At 71.9% G+C, this 22,663-nt stretch carries 18 protein-coding genes; 5 read left to right on the plus strand and 13 right to left on the minus strand.

The annotated features are described in order from the left end of the window. Nucleotides 1-32 precede the first annotated feature (32 nt). The 5 genes from guaA to FED44_RS10000 all read right to left on the minus strand — a co-directional run bounded on the left by guaA (nt 33) and on the right by FED44_RS10000 (nt 6,702). Complete coding sequence (gene guaA / locus FED44_RS09980; protein ID WP_117408215.1) at nt 33-1,580, minus strand: glutamine-hydrolyzing GMP synthase; 1,548 nt, start codon at nt 1,578-1,580, stop codon at nt 33-35. A 170-nt stretch (nt 1,581-1,750) separates the two neighbouring features. Then, a complete protein-coding gene (locus FED44_RS09985; RefSeq protein WP_279633862.1) occupies nt 1,751-3,487 on the minus strand; it encodes a GMC family oxidoreductase in 1,737 nt (578 codons plus the stop codon). Continuing rightward, nucleotides 3,484-5,040, minus strand: coding sequence for a succinic semialdehyde dehydrogenase (locus tag FED44_RS09990; protein WP_138460477.1), 1,557 nt, complete (start codon nt 5,038-5,040; stop codon nt 3,484-3,486). The genes FED44_RS09985 and FED44_RS09990 overlap by 4 nt, the downstream gene beginning before the upstream one ends. A gap of 143 nt (nt 5,041-5,183) precedes the next feature. After that, a complete protein-coding gene (locus FED44_RS09995; RefSeq protein WP_138460478.1) occupies nt 5,184-6,056 on the minus strand; it encodes an alpha/beta fold hydrolase in 873 nt (290 codons plus the stop codon). 70 nt (nt 6,057-6,126) lie between these two features. Beyond that, the gene (locus FED44_RS10000; protein ID WP_117408219.1) at nt 6,127-6,702 is read right to left on the minus strand and encodes a TetR/AcrR family transcriptional regulator; all 576 of its coding nucleotides are present in this window, start codon (nt 6,700-6,702) and stop codon (nt 6,127-6,129) included. A gap of 123 nt (nt 6,703-6,825) precedes the next feature. Here FED44_RS10000 and FED44_RS10005 point away from each other — a divergent pair, with 123 nt between their 5' ends. Then, on the plus strand, nt 6,826-8,796 hold the full coding sequence (locus FED44_RS10005) for a beta-propeller domain-containing protein (RefSeq protein ID WP_138460479.1): 1,971 nt from the start codon (nt 6,826-6,828) through the stop codon (nt 8,794-8,796). A gap of 62 nt (nt 8,797-8,858) precedes the next feature. Further along, complete coding sequence (locus FED44_RS10010) at nt 8,859-10,337, plus strand: AAA family ATPase (protein ID WP_138460480.1); 1,479 nt, start codon at nt 8,859-8,861, stop codon at nt 10,335-10,337. Between the two features lie 73 nt (nt 10,338-10,410). Here the strand turns inward: FED44_RS10010 and FED44_RS10015 are convergent, their stop codons facing one another. Continuing rightward, on the minus strand, nt 10,411-12,168 hold the full coding sequence (locus FED44_RS10015; protein ID WP_138460481.1) for a glycerol-3-phosphate dehydrogenase/oxidase: 1,758 nt from the start codon (nt 12,166-12,168) through the stop codon (nt 10,411-10,413). 176 nt (nt 12,169-12,344) lie between these two features. On the opposite strand from FED44_RS10015, the gene nagA reads away from it, so the two are divergent. After that, entirely contained in the window at nt 12,345-13,478 is a 1,134-nt protein-coding gene (gene nagA, locus FED44_RS10020) for an N-acetylglucosamine-6-phosphate deacetylase (protein ID WP_138460482.1), read from the plus strand. A gap of 96 nt (nt 13,479-13,574) precedes the next feature. Here nagA and FED44_RS10025 read toward each other — a convergent pair whose 3' ends face one another. Both FED44_RS10025 and guaB read right to left on the minus strand, forming a co-directional pair. After that, a complete protein-coding gene (locus FED44_RS10025) occupies nt 13,575-14,690 on the minus strand; it encodes a GuaB3 family IMP dehydrogenase-related protein (RefSeq protein ID WP_138460483.1) in 1,116 nt (371 codons plus the stop codon). Nucleotides 14,691-14,723: 33 nt separating this feature from the next. Next, complete coding sequence (gene guaB / locus FED44_RS10030; RefSeq protein ID WP_138460484.1) at nt 14,724-16,208, minus strand: IMP dehydrogenase; 1,485 nt, start codon at nt 16,206-16,208, stop codon at nt 14,724-14,726. Nucleotides 16,209-16,680: 472 nt separating this feature from the next. On the opposite strand from guaB, the gene FED44_RS10035 reads away from it, so the two are divergent. Then, nucleotides 16,681-17,685: a helix-turn-helix transcriptional regulator gene (locus FED44_RS10035; protein ID WP_111699859.1), complete on the plus strand. Its 1,005-nt coding sequence runs from the start codon at nt 16,681-16,683 to the stop codon at nt 17,683-17,685. Nucleotides 17,686-17,793: 108 nt separating this feature from the next. Further along, complete coding sequence (locus FED44_RS10040) at nt 17,794-18,171, plus strand: DUF5319 family protein (RefSeq protein WP_111699860.1); 378 nt, start codon at nt 17,794-17,796, stop codon at nt 18,169-18,171. On the opposite strand, the gene FED44_RS10045 is transcribed toward FED44_RS10040, so the two are convergent. From FED44_RS10045 to groES, 5 genes are all read right to left on the minus strand, one after another. Beyond that, nucleotides 18,132-18,347: a hypothetical protein gene (locus tag FED44_RS10045; RefSeq protein WP_117408103.1), complete on the minus strand. Its 216-nt coding sequence runs from the start codon at nt 18,345-18,347 to the stop codon at nt 18,132-18,134. The two genes, FED44_RS10040 and FED44_RS10045, sit on opposite strands and share 40 nt — an antisense overlap. Continuing rightward, nucleotides 18,344-18,970 carry a sigma-70 family RNA polymerase sigma factor gene (locus FED44_RS10050; RefSeq protein WP_111699861.1) on the minus strand — a complete coding sequence of 209 codons (627 nt, stop codon included), beginning with the start codon at nt 18,968-18,970 and terminating at the stop codon, nt 18,344-18,346. The genes FED44_RS10045 and FED44_RS10050 overlap by 4 nt, the downstream gene beginning before the upstream one ends. 310 nt (nt 18,971-19,280) lie before the next feature. Further along, entirely contained in the window at nt 19,281-20,426 is a 1,146-nt protein-coding gene (locus FED44_RS10055; RefSeq protein ID WP_208758903.1) for a hypothetical protein, read from the minus strand. A 186-nt stretch (nt 20,427-20,612) separates the two neighbouring features. Then, a complete protein-coding gene (groL, locus tag FED44_RS10060; RefSeq protein ID WP_138460485.1) occupies nt 20,613-22,238 on the minus strand; it encodes a chaperonin GroEL in 1,626 nt (541 codons plus the stop codon). Between the two features lie 72 nt (nt 22,239-22,310). Then, nucleotides 22,311-22,622 (minus strand): co-chaperone GroES, encoded by a 312-nt coding sequence (gene groES / locus FED44_RS10065; protein WP_030508383.1) that lies wholly within the window; start codon nt 22,620-22,622, stop codon nt 22,311-22,313. Nucleotides 22,623-22,663: the final 41 nt, after the last annotated feature.

Genomic DNA, 22,663 nt, shown 5'->3' on the forward strand with positions numbered 1-22,663 from the left:
GGCCGCGCCGGATTCACACCGGTTATTACCGGTCACTCCCATTCAATGGTGCCCGGCGGCTTGCTCGTCACGTCGAGCACCACCCGGTTGACCTCCCGCACCTCGTTGGTGATCCGGGTGGAGATGCGGGCCAGCACGTCGTACGGCACCCGCGACCAGTCGGCGGTCATCGCGTCCTCGGAGGTCACCGGGCGCAGGACGACCGGATGGCCGTAGGTGCGGCCGTCGCCCTGCACGCCGACCGAGCGGACGTCGGCCAGCAGCACGACCGGGCACTGCCAGATGTCGCGGTCGAGACCGGCGCGGGTCAGCTCCTCACGGGCGATGGCGTCGGCCTCGCGCAGCAGGTCGAGGCGCTCGCGGGTGACCTCGCCGATGATCCGGATGCCGAGGCCGGGCCCGGGGAACGGCTGACGCCAGACCATCGCCGGGGGCAGGCCGAGCTCCTCGCCGGCCCGCCGCACCTCGTCCTTGAACAATGTGCGCAACGGCTCGACCAGCTGGAACTTCAGATCGTCGGGGAGCCCGCCGACGTTGTGGTGGGACTTGATGTTGGCGGTTCCGGTGCCGCCGCCCGACTCCACGACGTCCGGATAGAGGGTGCCCTGGACGAGGAAGTCCACCGGCCCGTCGGCGATGATCGCGCGGGCCTCGTCCTCGAAGACCCGGATGAACTCCCGGCCGATGATCTTGCGCTTCTCCTCGGGGTCGGTCACTCCCGACAGGGCCTTGAGGAAGCGCTCGGAGGCGTCCACGACCCGCAGTTTGACGCCGGTGGCCTCGACGAAGTCGCGCTCGACCTGCTCGGCCTCGCCCTTGCGCAGCAGGCCGTGGTCGACGAAGACGCAGGTCAGCCGGTCGCCGATGGCCCGCTGGACGATCGCGGCGGCCACGGCGGAGTCGACGCCGCCCGACAGCCCGCAGACCGCCCGGCCCTCGCCCACCTGGGCGCGCACGGCCTCCACGGCGTCCTCGACGATGTTGAGCATGGTCCACGAGGGGCGGCAGCCGGCCGCCTCCAGGAAGTGCTTGAGCACCTGCTGCCCGTGCTCGGAGTGCAGCACCTCGGGATGGAACTGCACGCCGTACAGGCCGCGGGAGGGGTCCTCCATCGCGGCGACCGGGGTGGCGGAGGTGGCGGCGGTGACGGTGAACCCGGCCGGAGCGCCGACCACCGAGTCGCCGTGCGACATCCAGACCGTCTGCGCGACGGGCAGCCCGGCGAACAGCAGGCCCTCCTGAAGGACCTCGAGCGAGGTCCCGCCGAACTCGGCGGCGCCGGTCTTGGCGACCTCGCCGCCGAGGGCCCTGGCCATGGCCTGGAAGCCGTAGCAGATGCCGAAGGTCGGCACCCCGGTCTCGAACAGGCCGTCCGGCACGGGCGGGGCGCCCTCGGCGTACACCGACGACGGGCCGCCGGACAGGATGATGGCCTTGGGCTTCCTTTCCAGCATCTCGGAGACCGGCATCGTCGAAGGGACGATCTCGGAGTAGACGTGGCACTCACGCACCCGTCGCGCGATCAGCTGCGCGTACTGCGCGCCGAAGTCCACGACGAGGACGGTGTCGAAGTCGGACACTGGAAGGGACCCCCAAGAAGGCTGCGAGGCGGTGACGCCAGTCTATCGGCGCGGTGACGCGCCCCGCCCGCGCCCGCCCCGCCCGCGCTCACTCCTCCCACGCCCGCCGTCCGCGCCGGGGGGTACGCCGTCCCCGGCGGGCGGCGGCATACGGCCGGCGGAGAGGTGGGTCAGGACGTGCCGTCGCGCGGGGCCTCGCCGCCGTGGGTGACGCCGCCGTGGGTGACGCCGGCGATCGGCAGGCGGAGGGCGCCCGGCGCGGCGGCGGGCACCACCGGCCTGACCGGCCGCACCGGCGCGACCCGCCGGTACGGCGAGCCGGGGGCGGGACGCGGGTCGGGCTCGCCCTTGTTGGGCCACAGCGCCATCGCCCGCTCGGCCTGGGCGGTGATCGTCAGCGAGGGGTTCACGCCGAGGTTGGCCGAGACGGCCGAGCCGTCCACGACGTGCAGGCCCTCGTACCCGTAGACGCGGTGGTAGGGGTCGACGACCCCGGTCTCGGGCGAGTCGCCGATCGCGCAGCCGCCGAGGAAGTGCGCGGTCGCCGGGATGTCGAAGAGGTCGAGCCAGGAGCCGCCCGGCAGGCCGCCGATCTCCTCGGCCGCGAGGCGCACGGCCCGGTGCCCCGCGGGGATCCAGGTGGGGTTGGGCTCGCCGTGGCCCGGACCCGCCCTGAGCCTGCCGCCTCTGAGCGAGAGCGTGATCGAGTTGTCCTTGGCCTGCATCACCAGGGCGATCACCGCGCGCTCCGACCACCTGCGGTGGTTGAACAGCCGGAGCAGCAGGTGCGGGCGGCGCAGCGCCGCCCCGAGGAACCCCAGCCAGCGCGGGGCCCGGCCGCCGCCGTCGACCAGCAGCGTACGCAACAGGCCCATCACGTTGGAGCCGTCGCCGTACCGGACCGGCTCGATGTGCGTCTCGGCGTCGGGGTGGATCGAGGAGGTGATCGCCACGCCCCGGTTGAGCTTCACACCCTTGGTGTCCGGCCGCTCGAACCCGAGTAGGGCCTCGGAGTTCGTCCTGGTCAGCGCGCCGAGCCGGGGGGAGATACGCGGCAGCGTGGTCGCCCTGAGCCGGTGCAGCAGGTGCTGGGTGCCGTACGTCCCGGCGGCGAAGACCACCTGCGCGGCGGTCAGGGTGCGGGTGCGCCCGAACGGGCCGGTCCGCCGCACCGTGATCGCGTAGCCGCCCTCGATCGGGCGCACGCCGGTCACCGTGGTCTCCGGGTGGACCCTCGCCCCGGCCTTCTCGGCCAGGTGGAGGTAGTTCTTGGTCAGCATGTTCTTGGCGCCGTGTCGGCAGCCGGTCATGCACTCGCCGCACTCGACGCAGCCGCGGCGGCGCGGTCCCACGCCGCCGAAGTAGGGATCGTCGACCTCGGCCCCGGGCTCGCCGAAGAACACCCCGACGGGGGCGAGGCGGAAGGTGTGGCCGACGCCCATCCGCTCGGCGACCTTCTGCATGACCTCGTCGGCGGCGGTGACGGTCGGGTTCTCCACCACGCCGAGCATCCGCCTGGCCTGGTCGTAGTACGGCCCGAGCTCGGCCTTCCAGTCGGTGATGTGCGCCCACTGGGGATCGCGGAAGAACGGATCGAGCGGCTGGTAGAGGGTGTTGGCGTAGACGAGCGAGCCGCCGCCGACCCCGGCGCCGGCCAGCACCATCACGCCGTTCGTCCCGCGCAGGACGTGGATGCGCTGGATGCCCCTGAGCCCGAGCGCGGGGGCCCACAGGAAGTCCCTGACCCGCCAGGAGGTCTTCGGCAGGGTCGTCTCGTCGAACCTCCGGCCGGCCTCCAGGACGCCGACCGTGTAGCCCTTCTCGCTGAGCCGCAGCGCGGCCACGCTCCCGCCGAACCCCGACCCGATCACCGCGACGTCGTAGTCCAACGCCCTGCCCTTTCTCACTTGAGGTGCAGGCGCTTCATGGTCTTGAGCAGCCCGGCGAGCGTGTCGGCGTACCTCTCGTAGGTCATGCCGAGGATCGGCTCGAAGCCCAGCCAGGTGGCCTGGCTGGCCACCGTCTGCACCTCGGTGTACTTCAGCAGGCCCTCCGAGCCGTGGCGGCGGCCGAGGCCGGACGACTTCATCCCGCCCATCGGCGCGTCGTAGGACGCGTACGCCGAGGCGTACCCCTCGTTGATGTTGACGGTGCCCGCCTTGATCCGGGCCGCGAGACGGCGGCCCCGCGCGACGTCCCCGGTCCAGATCGACGCGTTCAGCCCGTACGCCGTGTCGTTGGCCGCGTGGACCGCCTCGTCCTCGTCCCTGAAGCGGTAGAGCGACACGACCGGCCCGAACGTCTCGTCCCGGCAGACGGCCATGTCCTCGGTGACGCCCTCCAGGATCGTCGGCTCGTAGAACAGCGGGCCGAGGTCGGGGCGGGGACGACCGCCGGTCAGCACGGTCGCGCCCTTGGCGACCGCGTCGGCGACGTGCGCGGAGACCGCGTCGACCTGCCGCCGGTGGGTGAGCGAGCCCATCTGGACGTCCCAGTCGAGACCGGCGCCGATCTTCATGTTCTCCGCCGCCCGGACGAACTTGTCGCGGAAGGGGTCGGCGACCGACTCGTGCACGTAGAGCCGCTCCATCGAGATGCAGAGCTGCCCGGCGTTGGTGAAGCAGGCCCTGATCGCACCCTGGGCGGCCACGTCGAGGTCGGCGTCGTCCAGCACGACCATCGGGTTCTTGCCGCCGAGCTCCAGCGAGCAGCCGACCAGCCGCCTGGCCGCCTCCTCGGCGATCCTGCGCCCGCCGCGCGTCGAGCCGGTGAACGCGACGTAGTCCGCGCCGTCCAGCAGCGGATCGCCGACGTCCTCCGGGTCGCCCAGCACGACCTGCCAGATTTCGCGCGGCATGCCCAGCTCGGCCAGCAGGTCGACGGTCCACAGCGTGGACAGCGGCGTCTGCGTGTCCGGCTTGTGGACGACGGCGTTGCCCGCGATCAGCGCGGGCACCACGTCGGTCACCCCCAGGGCCAGGGGGTAGTTCCACGGGCTGATCACCGCGACCACGCCCTTGGGGTGACGCAGCTCGGCCGCGCGCGTGGCGATCGGGAAGATGCCCTGCCTGCCCTGCGACTCCAGCAGGCCCGGGGCACGCCGCGCGAAGTAGAGCGCGCAGCCCGCTACGTCGAGGAGCTCCTCGTACGCGTGCCGGCGCGCCTTCCCGGTCTCCCACTGCACGACGTCGAGCAGCTCACTGCGGCGGTCGAGTATCGCGTCGTGCAGCCGCAGGAAGGGCTTGGTCCGCTCACGGACCGGCAGCGCCGCCCACGCGTCCTGTGCCGCCCGGGCCCTGTCGTACGCCGCGCGGACGTCCTCGGGCGCGGAGATCGGGACCTCGGCGAGGAGCTCGCCGGTGAAGGGCGCGAAGATCTCCCGCGTCTTACCCTCGGAGGAGACGTGTGTGAGAATCCGCTCGACCATGGCCGCGTCGAGCAGCCGATTCATGGCACCCATGCCGGAAGAATATTCCGGAGGACCGCCTCTGGCTACCGGTAGGTAATGACCCGCACGCTGCGGCGGAGGTCCGGCGCCCGGATCCGTCCGTACGATCACCCGCCCGTCGGCCGACGGGTGATCGCAGAAGATTCGTGCGGGATTCAGGCGTCCAGCACCTCGCGGAGCCTCTCGCCGAACTCGGCGGGGTGGGTGCTGAGGCCGGTGTGCCCGCCGGGGAAGTGGACGAGCGGCGTGCCGAACCGCTCGGCCAGGAAGGCGGCGGGGCGGTAGGGAAGCTCACCGGCCGAGTCCGCGCCGGCCGCGAGCACGAGCCGGTCGGACAGGGCCTCCAGGCGGTCCACGGCCGGGGTGTAGGCCATGAAGCTCGGCACGATACGCCCGAGGAAGTAGGGCATGTCCGCCATCGTCCGCTCGACCCGGGCCGCCGCCTCAGGTGGCAGCTCAGCGGGCTTCGGGGGGTCGACGGGGGCGTCCACGGCGGCGGTGTCGGCCTCGGCGGGATCGGCACCGGGCCGCCTGAGGCCGGCCGCGAACACCGCGGCCGCGGGCATCAGCCCCTCCCGCTGGAACGTGTCCCGTACGCGGGCGAGCAGCGCCCGGTGCTCGGCGGCGTCCGGCAGCACCTCCACCACCGGCGGCTCGTGCGCCACGACGCGTCCGACCCGCTCGGGATGGGTGGTCAGCAGGTGCAGCGCGACGATCGCGCCGGAACTGCAGCCGGCAACGCGGGCGGGCGCGTCCGGAGACAGCAGTTCCAGCAGCCGGAACGCGTCGTCGGCGTGCTGCGCGACCCGCTGCTCGGCCTCCGGGTCGTCAAGAGGGCTGCGGGACAGGCCGCGCGGGTCGTAGGACACGACCGTGTAGCCGGTGGCCAGATCGTCGGCGACGCCGTCGAAGGAGGCCGCGCCGCCCGTGCCGCCGGGGATCAGCAGCAGGAGCGGGCCCTCGCCGCGCACCTCGTAGTGCAGGGTGGCCCCGTCCACGCGCAGGTGGCCGATGGTCGGGCTGGTCATGCGGGTCTCCTTCGTCGCGTCCGGGCCGGTGGCTGGGACGGGAGTGGGTGTTCAGGAGGGGGGCCGGTGGTCAGGACGGGGGCCAGTGCGTCAGAAGGGTGTGCAGGGCGTCGAGACAGCGGACCCAGGAGTCCTCCGCCGGGCGGCTGTGCGCGAACCCGCCCGCGGCCTCAAGGCTGGTGAAGCCGTGGAACGTGCTGCGCATCAGCCGGACCGCGTCGGTCAGGTCGGGTTCGTCCAGCGCGTAGGCCCGCAGCATGCTGTAGGTCAGCTCGACGGCGCGTCGCGGGCCGGTGGCCCGGGCCACGAGCTCGGGATCGATCCGTATCGGGATCTGCGTCGCCGTGTAGCGGCCCGGGTGGTCGCGGGCGTACTCGCGCCAGGCGTTCGCGTACGCCACCAGCGCGTCCTTGCCGGCCCGCCCGGCGATCGCCTCCGCGATGCGGATGGTCTTCTCGTCCGCCGCCAGCAGCGCGATCCGCCCGCGCAGGTCCTCCAGGCTGCGGACGTGCGCGTAGAGGCTGGCGTCCTTCACCCCGAGCCGCCGCGCCACGGCCGACATGGTCACGTGCTCGAGCCCGACCTCGTCCGCCAGTTCGGCGCCGGTGAGCGTCACGCGGTCCGCCGTCAGCCCGGCCCGTGCCATACGCCCGCCACCCTTCTCTTCCTAGCAGATTTCCTAATAATCCTAGACTATAGCTTGGGGCCCAAGCCGGAGGAAGCGGTTCCGGCCGTCGAACCGGGGCCGGACGTGATCCGTCTAGGGGGCATGAGGACATCGATCCGTACGGCGGGCGTGCTCGCCGCCCTGCTCGCGACGGGAGTCACGGGCTGCGCGGGCGGCCGTACGACGCAGGACCCCCCGCCGTCTCCGGTGGACCTGACCGGGAAGGTGCGGCTCGTCTCGTACACCGACTGCGCCGAGATGACGGACGGGCTGCGCCGGGCCGCCGCGCGGAACGTGACGCCCTGGGGCTTCGGCGACGCCATGCTCTTCGCGGCCCGCGAGGACGCGAGCGCGGCGAAGCAGGCGACGCCCGAGCAGTCGTTCTCCACCACCAACACGCACGAGGCGGGCGTGGACGAGCCCGACCTGGTCAAGACCGACGGCGACCGGGTGATCACGGTCACCGGCGGCGTGCTGCGCGTCGTGGACGCGCGGACCAGGCGGGTCACCGGGACGCTGCGGCTCGTCGCAGGCGACCAGGCGTGGGCCGAGGCCGATCTGCTGGTCCACGGCGACCGCGCGCTCGTGCTGTTCCAGGGCGGGGTGATCCCGTTCGGGGTGAAGGCCGCGGCCCGGGTCGGTCCCGGCGGCCCGAGGTACGTGCTCGTGGACCTGTCCGGCGAGCCGCGCGTCCTCGCCGCGATGACCGCGCACGGGCAGCACGTCGACGCCAGGCAGTCCGGCTCCACGGTGCGGCTCGTCGTCCGGTCCCAGCCGGAGATCGCCCTTCCGGTGCCGAAGGAGGGCGCGTCGGAGCGGGAGATGCTCGACGCCAACCGCCGGGCCGTGCTGGCCGCCCCCGCCGACGCGTGGCTGCCGTCGTACGAGATCGAGACGGGCGGCGGCGAGGCCGGCGGCGCGGGCCGCACCGAGCGGGTCGGCTGTGACCGGATCAACCACCCCGACAGCTTCACCGGCACCTCGATGCTGACCGTCCACACGATCGACCTGGCCGCCGCCACGCCGTTCGGTTCGACGTCACCGATCGCGGTCGCGGCCGACGGCGACACGGTGTACGGGACGGCGGGCAGCCTCTACGTCACCAGCAATCCGCAGTGGTGGACGGCCCGCCCGATCGACGTGGTGCCGGTCCCGGAAGCCTCAGGGCCGGAAAGCCCGGAGGCCGCGCCCACGCCCACCGCGCCGCCCGAGCGTACGGAGGTGCACCGCTTCGACGTCTCCGGCCCCGGCGCGCCGCGTTACGTCACATCGGGTTCGGTGCCGGGACGGCTGCTGAACCAGTACTCCCTGTCGGAGTACGACGGCCGTCTGCGGGTGGCGACGACCAGCGGCGCCGAGGTGTTCGGCGCGAGCCCGAGCACGAGCGAGAGCGGCGTGTACGTGCTCGACGCCGGCACGCTCGCCCCGACCGGCTCGGTGACGGGTCTCGGCAGGGGCGAGCGGATCTACTCGGTGCGGTTCATGGACGACCTCGGCTACGTCGTGACCTTCCGTCAGACCGACCCCCTGTACGCGCTGGACCTGCGGGATCCGGCCGCGCCGAAGGTAACGGGCGAGCTCAAGATCACCGGTTTCTCCGCCTATCTCCACCCGGCGGGCGAGGGACGGCTCATCGGCATCGGCCAGGAGGCGAGCGAGGCGGGCCGGGCGCTCGGCACCCAGATCTCGCTGTTCGACGTCGCCGACCCGGCCGCGCCCGCGGTGCTGTCGCGGTTCCACCGGAAGGACTCCGGCTCGGAGGCCGAGTGGGACCCGCACGCCTTCCTCTACTGGCCCGCCACCGGGCTGGCCGTGCTCCCGCTGCAGAGCTGGGCCGGCGGCGAGATCACGGAGACCGCCGCCCTCGCGCTGCGGGTCGGCGACCGGGCGATCACCGAGCTGGGCGTCGTGACCCATCCGAAGCCCGCCGCGAAGAAGGGCTTCGCCCCCGACGGCCAGGGCATCCGCCGTTCCCTCGTCATCGGTGACGACCTGTGGACCCTCTCCGGCGCCGGCCTCAAGGTCAGCGACGCCGCCACCCTGGCCGACCGGGCGTGGATCCCCTTCGGCTGACGGCGCCCCTGTCACTGAAATACGGTTAAGCGAACCGTATTTCAGTGACGGGGTGAACGCTTTTGGTAGCCAAACCGGGACACATCTTCGATCGGGACAGGGAGTGGGAGGCACTGACCTCCTTCGCGACCGGCACCCAGGCAGAGGTGGCCTTCGGCGTCGTCAGCGGCCGCCGCAGGCAGGGAAAGACCTTTCTGCTCAAGAACCTGGCCGAGGCTCTCGGCGGTTTCTACTTCGAGGCGACGGAAGGCACGGAGATCGAGCTGCTCCGCCTGTTCGGCATGGCCTTGGCCAGACACACCGGCTCCCCGGTGGGTTACCCGTTCGCGGACTGGCGGGACGCGCTCGCCTTCTTCTTCTCGTTGGCCGAAGACGGCCCGAAACCACTGATCATCGACGAGTTCCCGTACCTGATGAAGGCCAACCCGGCCCTGCCGTCCCTGCTCAAGCAGGAGATCGACCTGCGTGGCCGCACGCACGGAGGCACGAGCAACGCACGGGTGCTCATCTGCGGCTCCGCGCTGTCGGTCATGGGCAAGATCCTCTCCGGACAGGCGCCGCTGCGGGGCCGGGCCCGCCTGGAGCTCGTGATCGAGTCGCTGCCCTACCGGGACGCCTCCGCGTTCTGGGGTGTGCCGGACGATCCGCGCCTGGCGACGATGCTCCATGCGGTCGTCGGCGGCACCCCGGCCTACCGGGACGAGTTCGTCCAGGGCGACCGGCCGGAGTCGGTCGAGGACTTCGACCGATGGGTGGTCCGTACGGTCCTCGACCGGAGGACGTCGATCTTCCGGGAAGGCCGCTACCTGCTGGCCGAAGAGCCCGACATCCGTGACCCCGCCCTCTACCACTCCGTTCTCTCCGCGGTCGCGGCGGGGAACAACACCTGGGGCGGCATCGCCGGCCACATCGGGTACAGGTCCTCCGACATCGCCCACCCGCTCAACGTGCTGGAGGACTGCGGGCTGCTGGTCAGGGAGAAGGACGCCTTCCGGTCGGGACGGACGCGGTACCGCATCGCGGAGCCGCTCATCACCTTCTACCAGGCGATCATGCGTCCGGAGTGGTCGGACCTCGGCCTCGGCCTCGCCGAGGAGGTCTGGCGGCGCTCCCGGCAGCGTTTCCTGTCGAAGGTGATGGGGCCGCACTTCGAGACGCTCTGCCGGGAGTACGCGTTGCGCCACGGCCGGGAGCACTTCGGTGAGGGCGGCATCGGCGAGGTCGCGGCCGGCACGGTGGCCGACCCCGTGGCCAGGACCCAGATCGACGTGGACGTGGCCGTCCTCGGCCCCGCCTATCCCGGCGAACCCCGGGCCGTCAGGTCGCTGGGTGAGGCCAAGTGGGACAAGCTCATGGGCGTGCGCCATCTGGAGCGCCTTCGCCGGGCCCGAGACCTGCTGTCGGCGAAGGGCTACGAGACCTTCGGAACCGTGCTGGCCTGCTACAGCGGAGCCGGCTTCGACGACGACCTCCGGGCCGAGGCCGCGCGGGATCCTGCCGTCCTCCTCGTGGACCTGCCGGCGCTGTACGGGCGCGCCTGATCGGCGAGGACGGACACTCGCCGGCGCGACACGAGCAGGGCCGGGCGGGCGTGGCTTCCCTTCTCCTAAGAAGTCAGGCGGTCCCGGGCGCCTTCGCGAGGTCGCGCGGGGGCGCGACGGGGACGATCTCCGGCGCGCCGAGGCGGATCGCGTCGGCCTCCTGGTCGGTGTCCTGCTCCTGGGAGGCCCGCTCCGCCTCGACCCGCTTGGTGTAGTACTCGACCTCCCGCTTGACCTGATCGGCGTCCCAGCCGAGCGGGCCGGCCATGAGCTCGGCGGCCTCCTGGGCGACGGCGGTCCCCCGATGGAAGGTCTCGATCGAGATGCGGGTGCGCCGGGTCAGCGCGTCGTTGAGGTGCCCGGCGCCCTCGTGCGTGGCGGCGTACACGATCTCCGCGCGCAGGTAGTCGTCCGCGCCGTCGAGCGGCCGGCCCAGCGAGGGGTCCTGCTCGACGAGCGCCAGCACCTCGTCGATCAGCGAGCCGTACCGCTCCAAGAGGTGCTCGATCCGGGCCACGTGCAGCCCGGAGGACCGCGCCAGGCGGTGGCGGGAGTTCCACAGGGCCTGGTAGCCCTCCGCCCCGGCGAGCGGCACCTGGTCGGTGCACGACGGCGGGACGCGCTGGTCGAGCCCGTGCGCGACCGCGTCCACGGCGTCCGCCGCCATGACGCGGTACGTCGTGAACTTGCCGCCCGCCACCATGACGAGCCCGGCCACGGGGTGGGTGACGACGTGCTCGCGCGAGAGCTTGCTGGTCTCCTCGGACTCCCCGGCCAGCAGCGGGCGCAGCCCGGCGTACACGCCCTCGACGTCGTCCCTGGTCAGCGGCACCGAAAGGACCGAGTTGACCCGGTCGAGCAGATAGTCGATGTCCGTGCGGGAGGCGGCCGGGTGGGCCTTGTCGAGCGTCCAGCGGGTGTCGGTGGTCCCGACGATCCAGTGCCGGCCCCACGGGATGACGAACAGCACGGACTTCTCCGTACGCATGATCAGCCCGCTGAGCGAGTGGATGCGGTCGCGCGGCACCACGAGGTGGATGCCCTTGGACGCGCGCACGTGGATCTGCCCCCGGCCGCCGACTAGCTGCTGGATGTCGTCGGTCCAGACGCCGGTGGCGTTGACGACCTGGCGGGCGCGCACGTCGAAGTCCGCGCCCGTCTCCAGGTCGCACACGCGCACCCCGGTGACCCGCTCCCCCTCGCGCAGGAACCCCACGGCCTGCACCCGCGAGGCGACGTGCGCGCCGTACGTCGCGGCGGTGCGCAGCATCGTCATCACGAAGCGGGCGTCGTCGACCTGGGCGTCCCAGTACTGCACAGCCCCGGTGAACGCCGACCTGCGCAGCGAGGGGGCGACCCGCAGCGCCTGGCGCCGGGTGAGGTGCCGGTGTCCGGGCACCCCGCGGGTGAGGCCGAAGGAGAGCCCCAGCGTGTCGTACAGGACGAGCCCGGCACCGATGTACGGCCGCTCCCAGCCCTGGTGCGTGAGCGGGAACAGGAACGGCACCGGCCTGACCAGGTGCGGCGCGATCCGCTTCAGCAGCAGGGACCGTTCCCTCAGCGCCTCTCTGACGAGGTCGAAGTTGAGCTGCTCCAGATAGCGGAGCCCGCCGTGGATCAGCTTGGAGGACCGCGACGACGTGCCGGAGGCGAAGTCGCGCGCCTCCACCAGCCCCACCGAGAGCCCGCGGGTCGCGGCGTCGAGCGCGACGCCCGCCCCGACCACCCCGCCGCCGATCACGACCACGTCGAGTTCCTGCGCCGCCATCCGCGCCAGGGCGGCGGTCCGTTCCTCCGGGCCGAGCCGCCCCGTCCCCATCCTCGCCGTCATAGGGCTCCCTCTGTACGCCCTTCGCCTCTGCCGTGGTAAATCTACCCGCCGGTAGTTACCCCGGAATCCCCCTATGTCCCACCCTTCTGAAGGATCTACCGAGAAGCCGGGGACCCCAGCCCATGCGGTGACACCCCGCGCGGCGGGCTCGGGCCGTACGCGGAAGGATGGGCGGCATGAGCGTGACTCTCTCCGATGCCCGTGTCGTCACTCCCGACGGCGTCCACGACGGCTGGCTCACCATCGAGGACGGCAGGATCACCCACATCGGGCGCGGGCAGGCGCCTCGCGACGGGCACGGCCTGGGCGGGCGCACGGTCGTCCCCGGCTTCGTGGACATCCACAGCCACGGCGGCGCGGGCGGGAGCTTCCCGGACGGCGACCCGGAGACCGCCGCCGAGGCCGCCGCCCTCCACCTGGGCCGCGGCTCGACCACCCTCGTGGCCAGCCTGGTCACCGCCGCGCCCGGCACGCTCGCGCGGGCCGCGTCGGTGCTCGCCGACCTGTGCGAGCAGGGCCTCGTCGCCGGCATCCACTTCGAGGGGCCGTACATCGCGAGGTCGCGCTGCGGCGCGCACGAGCCCACGCTGCTGCGCGAGCCCGACGTGGCGGAGTTCCGGGCGCTGGTGAAGGCCGGTCGGGGCCATGTCCGGATGCTGACGATCGCGCCGGAACTGCCGAGCGCGCTCGACGTGGTGAGGGAGGCCGTCGCCGAGGGCGTCGTCGCCGCGCTCGGCCACAGCGACGCCACCTACGAGCAGACGCTCGACGGCGTCGAGGCGGGCGCGACCGTGGCGACCCACCTCTACAACGCGTTGCCGCCGCTGGGCCACCGCGCGCCCGGGCCGGTCGCGGCGCTGCTGCAGGACGAGCGGGTGACGGTCGAACTGATCAACGACGGCGTCCACGTCCATCCGGCCATGCTGCGCCTGGCCATGGACGCCGCGGGCGCGGACCGCACCGCGCTGATCACCGACGCGATGGCGGCGGCGGGCATGGGCGACGGACGCTATCCGCTCGGCCCGATGACGGTGGACGTGAAGGACGGCGTGGCCCGCCTCGCCGAGGGAGGCGCGATCGCCGGGAGCACGCTCACCATGGACGTGGCGTTCCGCCGTACGGTGCGGGAGGTCGGGCGCTCACTCGTGGACGCCGCCCGGATGGCCTCCCTCACCCCCGCCCGGGTCCTCGGCCTGGACGGTGAGACCGGCTCGATCACCGTCGGCAGATACGCCGACCTCGTCGTGCTCGACGAGGACCTGGACGTCGCGGGTGTGATGAAGCGCGGCGTCTGGGTCCGCCGCCCCTGACCGAGCCCACCCCCGAACGCGGGGCGCCGGCCCTGGTCGGGTTCGGAGAAGCCGAGGGCCGGGCCGCTCCGCGGCCCGGCCCTCCCTGGCGACGGCTCAGCGCTGGGGCGGCGCGACGACGACCTCGACGCGCTGGAACTCCTTGAGGTCGGAGTATCCGGCCGTGGCCATCGTGCGCCGCAGCGCGCCGAGCAGGTTCATCGAGCCGTCGGCCAGCGACGACGGGCCGTGCAGGATCTCCCGCAGCGTGCCGATCGTGCCGAACTCGACCCGCTTGCCGCGCGGAAGCTCGGGGTGGTGGGCCTCCGAACCCCAGTGGAAGCCGCGGCCGGGGGCCTCGCTGGCCCGGGCGAGCGGGGAGCCCACCATCACGGCGTCGGCGCCGCAGGCGATGGCCTTGGCGATGTCGCCGGAGCCCCCCATGCCGCCGTCGGCGACGACGTGGACGTACCGGCCGCCCGACTCGTCCATGTAGTCGCGGCGGGCCGCCGCGACGTCGGAGATCGCGGTGGCCATCGGCACGACCACGCCGAGCACGTTGCGGGTGGTGTGCGAGGCGCCGCCGCCGAAGCCGACCAGCACGCCGGCCGCGCCGGTCCGCATGAGGTGCAGCGCGGCGGTGTACGTCGCGCAGCCGCCCACGATCACCGGGACGTCGAGTTCGTAGATGAACTGCTTGAGGTTGAGCGGCTCGGCCCGGCCGGACACGTGCTCGGCGGAGACGGTCGTGCCGCGGATGACGAAGATGTCCACGCCCGCGTCGATGACGGCCTTGTGGTGCTGCACCGTCCGCTGGGGCGACAGCCGTACGGCGGTGGTGACGCCCCCGGCGCGGATCTCCTCGATCCGGCGGCCGATCAGCTCGTCCTTGATGGGCGCCGTGTAGATCTCCTGCAGCCGTCTGGTCGCGGCGGCCCGGTCGAGGGTGGCGACCTCCTCCAGCAGCGGCGCCGGGTCCTCGTAGCGGGTCCAGAGCCCTTCCAGGTCGAGCACGCCGAGGCCGCCCAGGCGGCCGATCTCGATCGCCGTCGCGGGCGACACGACGCTGTCCATCGGGCTCGCCACGAGCGGAGAGTCGAAGCGGTAGGCGTCGATCTGCCAGGAGATCGACACCTCCTCCGGGTCGCGGGTGCGCCGGGAGGGCACGATGCCGATCTCGTCCAGCGCGTAGCCCCGTCGCCCGCTCTTGCCGCGCCCGATCTCCTGTGTCATATCGCCTTTTCTTCCGTTTCTTCCGGTACTGGCCTATCGCCGATGGTAGTTCGGGGCCTCGACCGTCATCTGGATGTCATGCGGGTGGCTCTCCTTGAGCCCGGCCATCGTGATCGGCATGAGCTGCGCCTTCTCGTGCAGCTCCTCAATCGTCCGGGAGCCGGTGTACCACATGCCCTGCCGGAGGCCGCCGACGAGCTGGTGGGCCACCGCCGCGGCCGGGCCGCGGTAGGGCACCTGGCCCTCGATGCCCTCGGGGATGTACTTGTCCTCACCGGACACGTCGGCCTGCGCGTACCGGTCCTTGCTGAACGACGCGCCGCCGCGCTCGCGGTTGCGCACCGCGCCGAGCGAGCCCATGCCGCGGTACGACTTGAACTGCTTGCCGTTGATGAAGATCAGCTCGCCGGGCGACTCCTCGCAGCCGGCGAGCAGTGAGCCCAGCATGACCGTGTCGGCCCCGGCGGCCAGCGCCTTGGCGATGTCGCCCGAGTACTGCAGGCCGCCGTCGCCGATCACCGGGATGCCGGCCGGGCCGCAGGCCAGCGCCGCCTCGTAGATCGCGGTGAGCTGGGGCGCGCCCACCCCCGCGACGACCCGGGTGGTGCAGATCGAGCCGGGCCCCACGCCCACCTTGACGGCGTCGGCGCCCGCGTCGACCAGCGCCTGCGCCCCCGCGCGGGTGGCCACGTTGCCGCCGATGACGTCGACCCGCCCGTTGTTGGCCTTGACCTTGGCGATCATGTCGCACACGCCGCGCGAGTGCCCGTGCGCCGTGTCGACGATGATGACGTCGGCGCCCGCGTCGATGAGGGCCATCGCGCGCTCCTCGGCGTCGCCCGCCACGCCCACCGCGGCGCCGACCATGAGGCGCCCGTCGGCGTCCTTGGTGGCGAGCGGGTACTGCTCGCTCTTGGTGAAGTCCTTGACCGTGATCAGGCCCTGGAGGCGGCCCGCCTCGTCCACGAGGGGGAGCTTCTCGACCTTGTTCTGCCGCAGCAGCCGGAAGGCCTCCTCGCGGTCGACGCCCACCGGAGCCGTCACCAGCGGCATCGGGGTCATGACGTCGCGCACGGCCTTGCCCTGGTCGCTCTCGAAGCGCATGTCGCGGTTGGTGACGATGCCCACGAGCACGCCGTCCGCGTCGGTGACCGGGACTCCGGAGATCCGGTAGGTCGCGCACAGCCGTTCGACGTCTGCGAGGGTGTCCTCGGGGGAGCAGGTGACGGGGTTGGTCACCATTCCCGCCTCCGACCGCTTGACCAGGTCGACCTGCTGCGCCTGCTCCTCGATGGAGAGGTTGCGGTGGAGAATGCCGATTCCGCCCTGCCGCGCCATGGCGACCGCCATGCGCGCCTCGGTGACCGTGTCCATCGCGGCCGAGACCAGCGGGATGCGCAGCGTGACGTTCCGGGACAGCCGGGTCGTCGTGTCGGCCTCGCCCGGCTGCAGGTCCGAATAGGCGGGAACGAGGAGCACGTCGTCGAACGTGAGTCCCGGTTCGGTGAACTTGGCCATCTGACTGCACCCTCCTGCCCTGGATCCCTCGCCAGACCCGAGGTCAGTCTAGTGGCCGCCCCAAACCGCACCGGGCACACCTGTCAAGGGGGACGGCACAAAAAGTGGGGGGACCGGATTCCGGTCCCCCCACTCAGGCGCGTCCCGCCCGCCGCACTCGTCGAGCCCCCCTCCGCGCCCGGCCGAGGCGGCGTTCCGGTTAACGCTGCGTTAAGGATGCGTCACGCAGCGTCCATGCGCAATGTCGCAAGTTGCAACTGCACAAAGATGCATTCCCCGCTATTTCGAAGATCCACCCGGAACAAATACAAACCATCGCATTCATACATAAACAATCGGGCGTGGTGATGCCGAATGTGCGAACGGAACGGACAACACGAAAAGGCCGGGCTATTCTCACGGCCCGAGGCGTGACGGGGATGTGAGCGGGGGGTTCGCGCTTCCGGCCAGTGCGACCACCGACGGAGCGAGCATGAGTACGACGGGAAACGCCACCCCGCGGACCGGCCCATTCGAAAGCCTCGGGCTCTCCCCCGGCCAGGCGGCCCTCTACGCGGCCGCGCTCCGCCTCCACCGGGCCACCCCGGCAGAGCTCGCCGAGGCCGTCGACCGGCCCGCCGCCGACGTGCTCGACGCCCTCGACGCCCTCGTACGGCTCGGCGCGGTCGACCGGTGGCGGGAGGAGGTCGTCGCGCGGCATCCCGCCGCGGTGATCGGGCGGCTGGTCACCGAGCGGCTGGACCGCATGGCGCGGGAGAGCCGGCGACTCGACGAGATGATCGCGGCGGCCGGGCGCCTGACCCGCCACTACGACACCGGGCGCGACTGGCGGGGCGGGGGGTTGCCGGTCGAGCCGGTCAGCGGCGCCGACGCGCTCTACGAGAGCGTCATCGGCCACGCGCTGCAGGCGCCTCCCGCCGATCTGGTCATGGCGGTCCCGGACCACCGCACCGTGGTGCGCTTCGCGGACGCCCACAGCGCGCAGTGGATCCGGGCCGCCGCGGACGGCGTCGTGCGGCTGCGTGCGATCGTCCCGCACGCCGCTCTGTCGTCTCCCGCCGTACGGGAGATGTATGAACGGTTCACGGCGGCGGGGGCGAATCTGCGCGCGCTCGACGAGGTGCCGAGCTGGTTCCTGGCGCTCGGCGACGGCACCGCTTGGCTGCCCGCCCAGTGGGGCGTTCCCCTGCCCGACAACGCCTACAACTGCTGCGTCGTCCACGCCCCGGCGGCGGCGGGAGCCCTGCGGGCGCTGTTCGGGGAGCTGTGGGCCCGGGCCGCCCCGATCTCCCCGCACAGCGGCGCCCGGCAGGTGCTGCGACTCGCCGCGCAGGGGCTGTCCGACGACGCCGTCGCCCGCTGTCTCGGCGTGTCCGTACGCACGGTACGGGCCAGATTCGCCGAGGCGATGGCGGAGCTGGGCACCCAATCACGCTTCCACGCCGGGGTCGAGGCGGCCCGCCGCGGCTGGCTGTGACCCGGCCGCGGACCCCGCCGCGAGGCACGCTGCCGGAGCGAAGGGCCTGACGAGCAGATGAGGCGCACTTTCGCTCCTGGAGGGGGCCGTGGTCATAAGGTGGGATGCGTGCTGGAAGACGTCCCCCGCGACCCGTTCGCGGATGACCCTGACGACCCCGCGGCGGAGCTCGGGTCGGCTGACGACGTGGAACCGCTGACGCTCGCCGAGCGCGACGAGGCACTGACCGATCTCGCCGACGTGGAGGTCTTCCGTTCCCTGCTCGAACCCCAGGGCGTGCTCGGGCTGGTCCTCGACTGCCCCGAGTGCGGCGAGCAGCACTACTTCGACTGGGACCTACTGCGCGGCAACCTGCGCCAGATGATCGACAACGGCCGGCCGCAGGTCCACGAGCCCGCCTTCCAGCCCGATCCGTCCGACTACGTGAGCTGGGAGTACGCCCGGGGCTACGTGGACGGCGTGATCGACACGGAGGAGAGCCGCTGACTGTCCACATCGGCGACCAGGGCGCCGAGCAGCCGGAGGGCCGCGTCGGTCCCGCTCAGGGCCTCCCGGCGGGCGAGGGCGTCGAGGAGGGCGTCCGTCCGCGTTACGTCGCCCTCCATGTCGGCATCGCCGTACGACCCGGGAAGGCCCGCCGTACGACGACGTTTCATGGTCACGCAATCGACTCCAGCTCGGCCAGCTGCCGGAGCCTGGCGAGCGCACGATGCTGCGCGACCCGGACGGCACCAGGGGTCATGCCGAGTACATTACCCGTCTCCTCGGCGGAAAGGCCCGAGACGACCCGCAGGATGAGAAGCTCGCGCTGGGTGTCCGGCAGCCGGGCCAGCAGGTCCCGGGCGTGCTGCGCCTCGATGTAGCGCACCACGGTCTCCTCCGGCCCCGGGCCCTCGTCGGGCCCGTCCGGCAGGTCCTGCGTCGGCACCGCGGAGCGCACCGAACTGCGCAACGCGTCCGCCACCTTGTGCGAAGCGATGCCGAACACGAACGAGGCGAAGGGGCGGCCCATGTCGCGGTAGCGCGGCAGCGCCGACAGCACCGCGATGCACACCTCCTGAGCCACGTCGTCGGCGATGTGGTACTGACCGGAGACCCTCCCCAGCCGGGCCCTGCAGTACCGGACCACCATCGGGCGCAGTTGTCCCAGCAGTGATTCGATCGCGGTGCGATCTCCTTGTACGGCAAGGCTGGTCAGTTCCCTGAGGTCGGACTCATCCGATCTCGTCGCAAGCCTTACCCCAGTTGCGGCGTCGGCGACGCATCCCTCGGTCACGTTAGGCATGATGCCCGCCGCGATCGTTCATGTCGTCATGGTTAACGGCTACGGATTGGTCACATTGACGCGGCGATAACCCTTTGTAATCAATCGACCACGCGACCGTTGGAACATTCCAACCAGAATGACCAAAACGAGAGATATATACCGGATGCCTTGACAGGTAATAAGAAGTATGCGGCGTCTGCCTATTGCCGCGCGGCGCCTCCGGTGCGTACGTCACCGGTATGGACCGCACCGGCCGGGCGCGCCCCCGCCGGGGAGCCGGCGCGCACGCCGCCGGTATAGACCGCGCCACCCGGTCGGGCGCCGGCCCTCATCGGAGGGTGGAGGAGACCACCCGGGGCGCGCGGCCGGCGCCGAGGTAGAAGACGCCGGGGAAGCCGCGCGTCTCGAACTGCCCGCTGACGTTGCGGCGCAGCGTCGAGTGCTCGATGCGCAGCGTGCCGCTGCGGTCGTTGCTGACGAAGAACACCGCCCCGCCGCCCTCGTTGGCGTGGTTGCCGGTCATCAGCGAGCCGGCGATCCGGATGGTGTACCTGTTGCCGTCCGCGTACACGGCCCCGCCGTTGCCGCCCCCGAGGGTTCCGGCCTTGGCCGGGTTGGCGCCGCGTCCGACCGCCCGGTTCCCGATGAAGACGCTGTTGAGGATCTGCCAGGACACGCCGATGCCGCTCAGCGCTCCCCCGTTCGAGCACACCCCGTTCTCGAAGGTGCTGCCCGCGACGTACACCGGCAGGTCGTGCCACTGGTCGAGCACGCGGATCGCCGCGCCGCCGAGGTCGGGGCCGGTGCGGTCGCAGCGGTTGCGGACGAACCGCGAGTTGACCACCGTGAGCCTGCCGCCGCGGGCGAAGACCGCGCCGCCACCGCCGCCGTCGGTCCTCTCGCCGGTGGAGTCGCCGTCGGCGAACGTCAGGTTCTGCAGGGTCAGCGCGGGTGTCCGCTGGTCGTCGCAGTGCGAGGTCGTCCACACCTGGGCCCGGTCACAGGTGTTCATGTAGAGGATGCGCCGTCTGCCCGCGCCGCTGAGCGTCACCTTCCCGCCGCCGTCGACGACGACCCGGGCGCTGGTGTTGCGGACCTTCGCCGTGGCGGTGAGCCTGATGGTCACCGGGCGGGGGCCGCAGGAGAAGGTGATGACGCCGCCGCGGGCGACGGCCCTGACGAAGGCCTGGGAGGTGCAGCTCGCGGGCGTGCCCCGGCCGACGACGGTGGTGGGGCGCGAGACGTCCGCGGGCCGCGCCTCGGGCGGCACGGGCACCTTTCCTCCGAGGCTCCCCGCCCGCGTTCCCCCGAGACTCGCCGCCTGCGCCGGTACGGATTCCGCGACGGCGGGCGGAGCCGCCACCCCGGCCGGCGTCAGCCCGGCCAGCGTCAGCCCGGCCAGCGTCGCCCCGCGAATGGAGAGACGGGCACCCGGCACCAGCGCGGCGGCAAGAGTCCTGCGTCCGAATCGCACGCCGACGATCGTATTGACCCAGATTCGGCAGATAGGTGGTTTCGGGGAAACTCCCGGAGAAAGCGCGCGCCCCGCGGTCCACCCGTGAGGGCGGCGCGGGGCGCGGTTGCCGATTCGATCGGTCGCCTCTGCCGAGCGGCTCCCGATCGATCGCCTTCGATCAGTGACCGTCGAACAGGCCGTCGATCAGTGGCCGTGACCGTGACCGTGACCGTGACCGCCGGCGGCGGCCGGGGCCTCCTCCTCGGGCTTGTCCACGACGAGGGCCTCGGTGGTCAGCAGCATGCCGGCGATGGACGCGGCGTTCTGCACGGCCGAGCGGGTCACCTTGACGGGGTCGATGACGCCCTGGGCCACCAGGTCGCCGTACTCGCCGGTGGCGGCGTTCAGACCCTCGCCGGCGTTCAGCGCGGCGATCTTCGCCGTGACGACGTACCCCTCCAGGCCCGCGTTCTCGGCGATCCAGCGCGCGGGCTCAACCAGGGCCTTGCGGACGATCGAGACGCCGGTGGCCTCGTCGCCGGTCAGGCCGAGGTTGTCGAGCTCCTTGGACACGTGCACGAGCGCGGAGCCGCCACCGGAGACGATGCCCTCCTCGATCGCGGCGCGGGTCGCGGAGATCGCGTCCTCCAGGCGGTGCTTCTTCTCCTTCAGCTCCACCTCGGTCGCGGCGCCGACACGCAGCACGCAGACACCGCCGGCGAGCTTGGCGAGGCGCTCCTGGAGCTTCTCGCGGTCCCAGTCGGAGTCGGACTGCTCGATCGCGATCTTGATCTCGCGGATGCGGTCCTCGATCGCCTGGGCGTCACCGGCGCCGTCCACGACCGTGGTGGTGTCCTTGTTGACCACGACGCGGCGGGCCGTGCCGAGGACCTCCAGGCCCACGTGCTCCAGCTTCAGGCCGATCTCCTCGCTGACGACCTGGCCGCCCGTGAGGGTGGCGATGTCCTGCAGCATGGCCTTGCGGCGGTCGCCGAAGCCCGGAGCCTTGACGGCGACGGAGGTGAAGGTGCCGCGGATCTTGTTGGTCACCAGGACGGCCAGGGCCTCGCCCTCGACGTCCTCGGCGATGACCAGAAGCTGCCGCTTGGTCTGGGCGACCTTCTCCAGCAGCGGGAGGAAGTCCGCGATGGAGGAAATCTTGCCCTGGTGGATCAGGACGTACGGCTCCTCGAGCACCGACTCCATGCGCTCGGGGTCGGTGACCATGTAGTGCGACAGGTAGCCCTTGTCGAACTGGAGACCCTCGGTGAACTCCAGCTCCAGGCCCATCGCGTTGGACTCCTCGACGGTGATGACACCGTCCTTGCCCACCTTGTCGAAGGCCTCGGCGATCAGGCCGCCGATCTTCGCGTCCTGCGCGGAGATCGTCGCGACGTTGGCGATCTCCTTCTTGTCCTCGACGTGGCGGGCGCTGCCGAGCAGCCGCTCGCTGACGGCCTGCGCGGCCTTATCGATGCCGCGCTTGAGCGACAGCGGCTGCGCGCCGGCCGCCACGTTGCGCAGGCCCTCGCGGACCATGGCCTGGGCCAGGACGGTCGCGGTGGTGGTGCCGTCACCCGCGATGTCGTTGGTCTTGGTCGCCACCTCCTTGGCGAGCTGGGCGCCCAGGTTCTCGTACGGCTTCTCCAGCTCGACCTCGCGAGCGATGGTGACACCGTCGTTCGTGATCGTCGGGGCACCGAACTTCTTGTCGATGACGACGTTGCGGCCGCGCGGGCCGAGGGTCACCTTGACGGCGTCGGCGAGAGCGTTCACACCACGCTCGAGAGCGCGCCGCGCGTCCTCTTCGAACTCCAGGATCTTCGGCATTCAGGTCTCCTTGTGAGCACGTAGGAGCCCCGGGTAAGTGGACCCGGGGCTCCTCATGGCTTGCGCGGCCTACTACTTCTCGATGATGGCGAGCACGTCGCGAGCCGAGAGCACCAGGTACTCCTCGCCGCCGTACTTGACCTCGGTGCCGCCGTACTTGCTGTAGAGGACGACGTCGCCCTCCTTGACGTCGAGCGGAATGCGCTTCTCGCCGTCCTCGTCCCAGTTGCCCGGGCCCACGGCGAGCACGCGGCCCTCCTGGGGCTTCTCCTTGGCGGTGTCCGGGATGACCAGGCCGGAGGCGGTGGTCTGCTCGGCCTCAAGCGGCTGGACCACGATGCGGTCGCCGAGCGGCTTAACGGGAACCTTGGTGGCGGTCGTCACGATCGGACCTCCCCTTCAGATTGCGATGAATGAGCTGAAGA

The sequence above is a fragment of the Microbispora triticiradicis genome (assembly GCF_005864065.1).
GTDB classification, from domain to species: Bacteria; Actinomycetota; Actinomycetes; order Streptosporangiales; family Streptosporangiaceae; genus Microbispora; species Microbispora triticiradicis.

Coding starts and splice junctions, on each gene's coding strand:
- FED44_RS09990 (WP_138460477.1), bottom strand. CDS start 5,040: ATGGGTGCCATGAATCGGCTGCTCGACGCGGCCATGGTCGAGCGGATT.
- FED44_RS09995 (WP_138460478.1), bottom strand. CDS start 6,056: ATGACCAGCCCGACCATCGGCCACCTGCGCGTGGACGGGGCCACCCTG.
- FED44_RS10000 (WP_117408219.1), bottom strand. CDS start 6,702: ATGGCACGGGCCGGGCTGACGGCGGACCGCGTGACGCTCACCGGCGCC.
- FED44_RS10005 (WP_138460479.1), top strand. CDS start 6,826: ATGAGGACATCGATCCGTACGGCGGGCGTGCTCGCCGCCCTGCTCGCG.
- FED44_RS10015 (WP_138460481.1), bottom strand. CDS start 12,168: ATGACGGCGAGGATGGGGACGGGGCGGCTCGGCCCGGAGGAACGGACC.
- nagA (WP_138460482.1), top strand. CDS start 12,345: ATGAGCGTGACTCTCTCCGATGCCCGTGTCGTCACTCCCGACGGCGTC.
- FED44_RS10025 (WP_138460483.1), bottom strand. CDS start 14,690: ATGACACAGGAGATCGGGCGCGGCAAGAGCGGGCGACGGGGCTACGCG.
- guaB (WP_138460484.1), bottom strand. CDS start 16,208: ATGGCCAAGTTCACCGAACCGGGACTCACGTTCGACGACGTGCTCCTC.
- FED44_RS10035 (WP_111699859.1), top strand. CDS start 16,681: ATGAGTACGACGGGAAACGCCACCCCGCGGACCGGCCCATTCGAAAGC.
- FED44_RS10050 (WP_111699861.1), bottom strand. CDS start 18,970: ATGCCTAACGTGACCGAGGGATGCGTCGCCGACGCCGCAACTGGGGTA.
- groL (WP_138460485.1), bottom strand. CDS start 22,238: ATGCCGAAGATCCTGGAGTTCGAAGAGGACGCGCGGCGCGCTCTCGAG.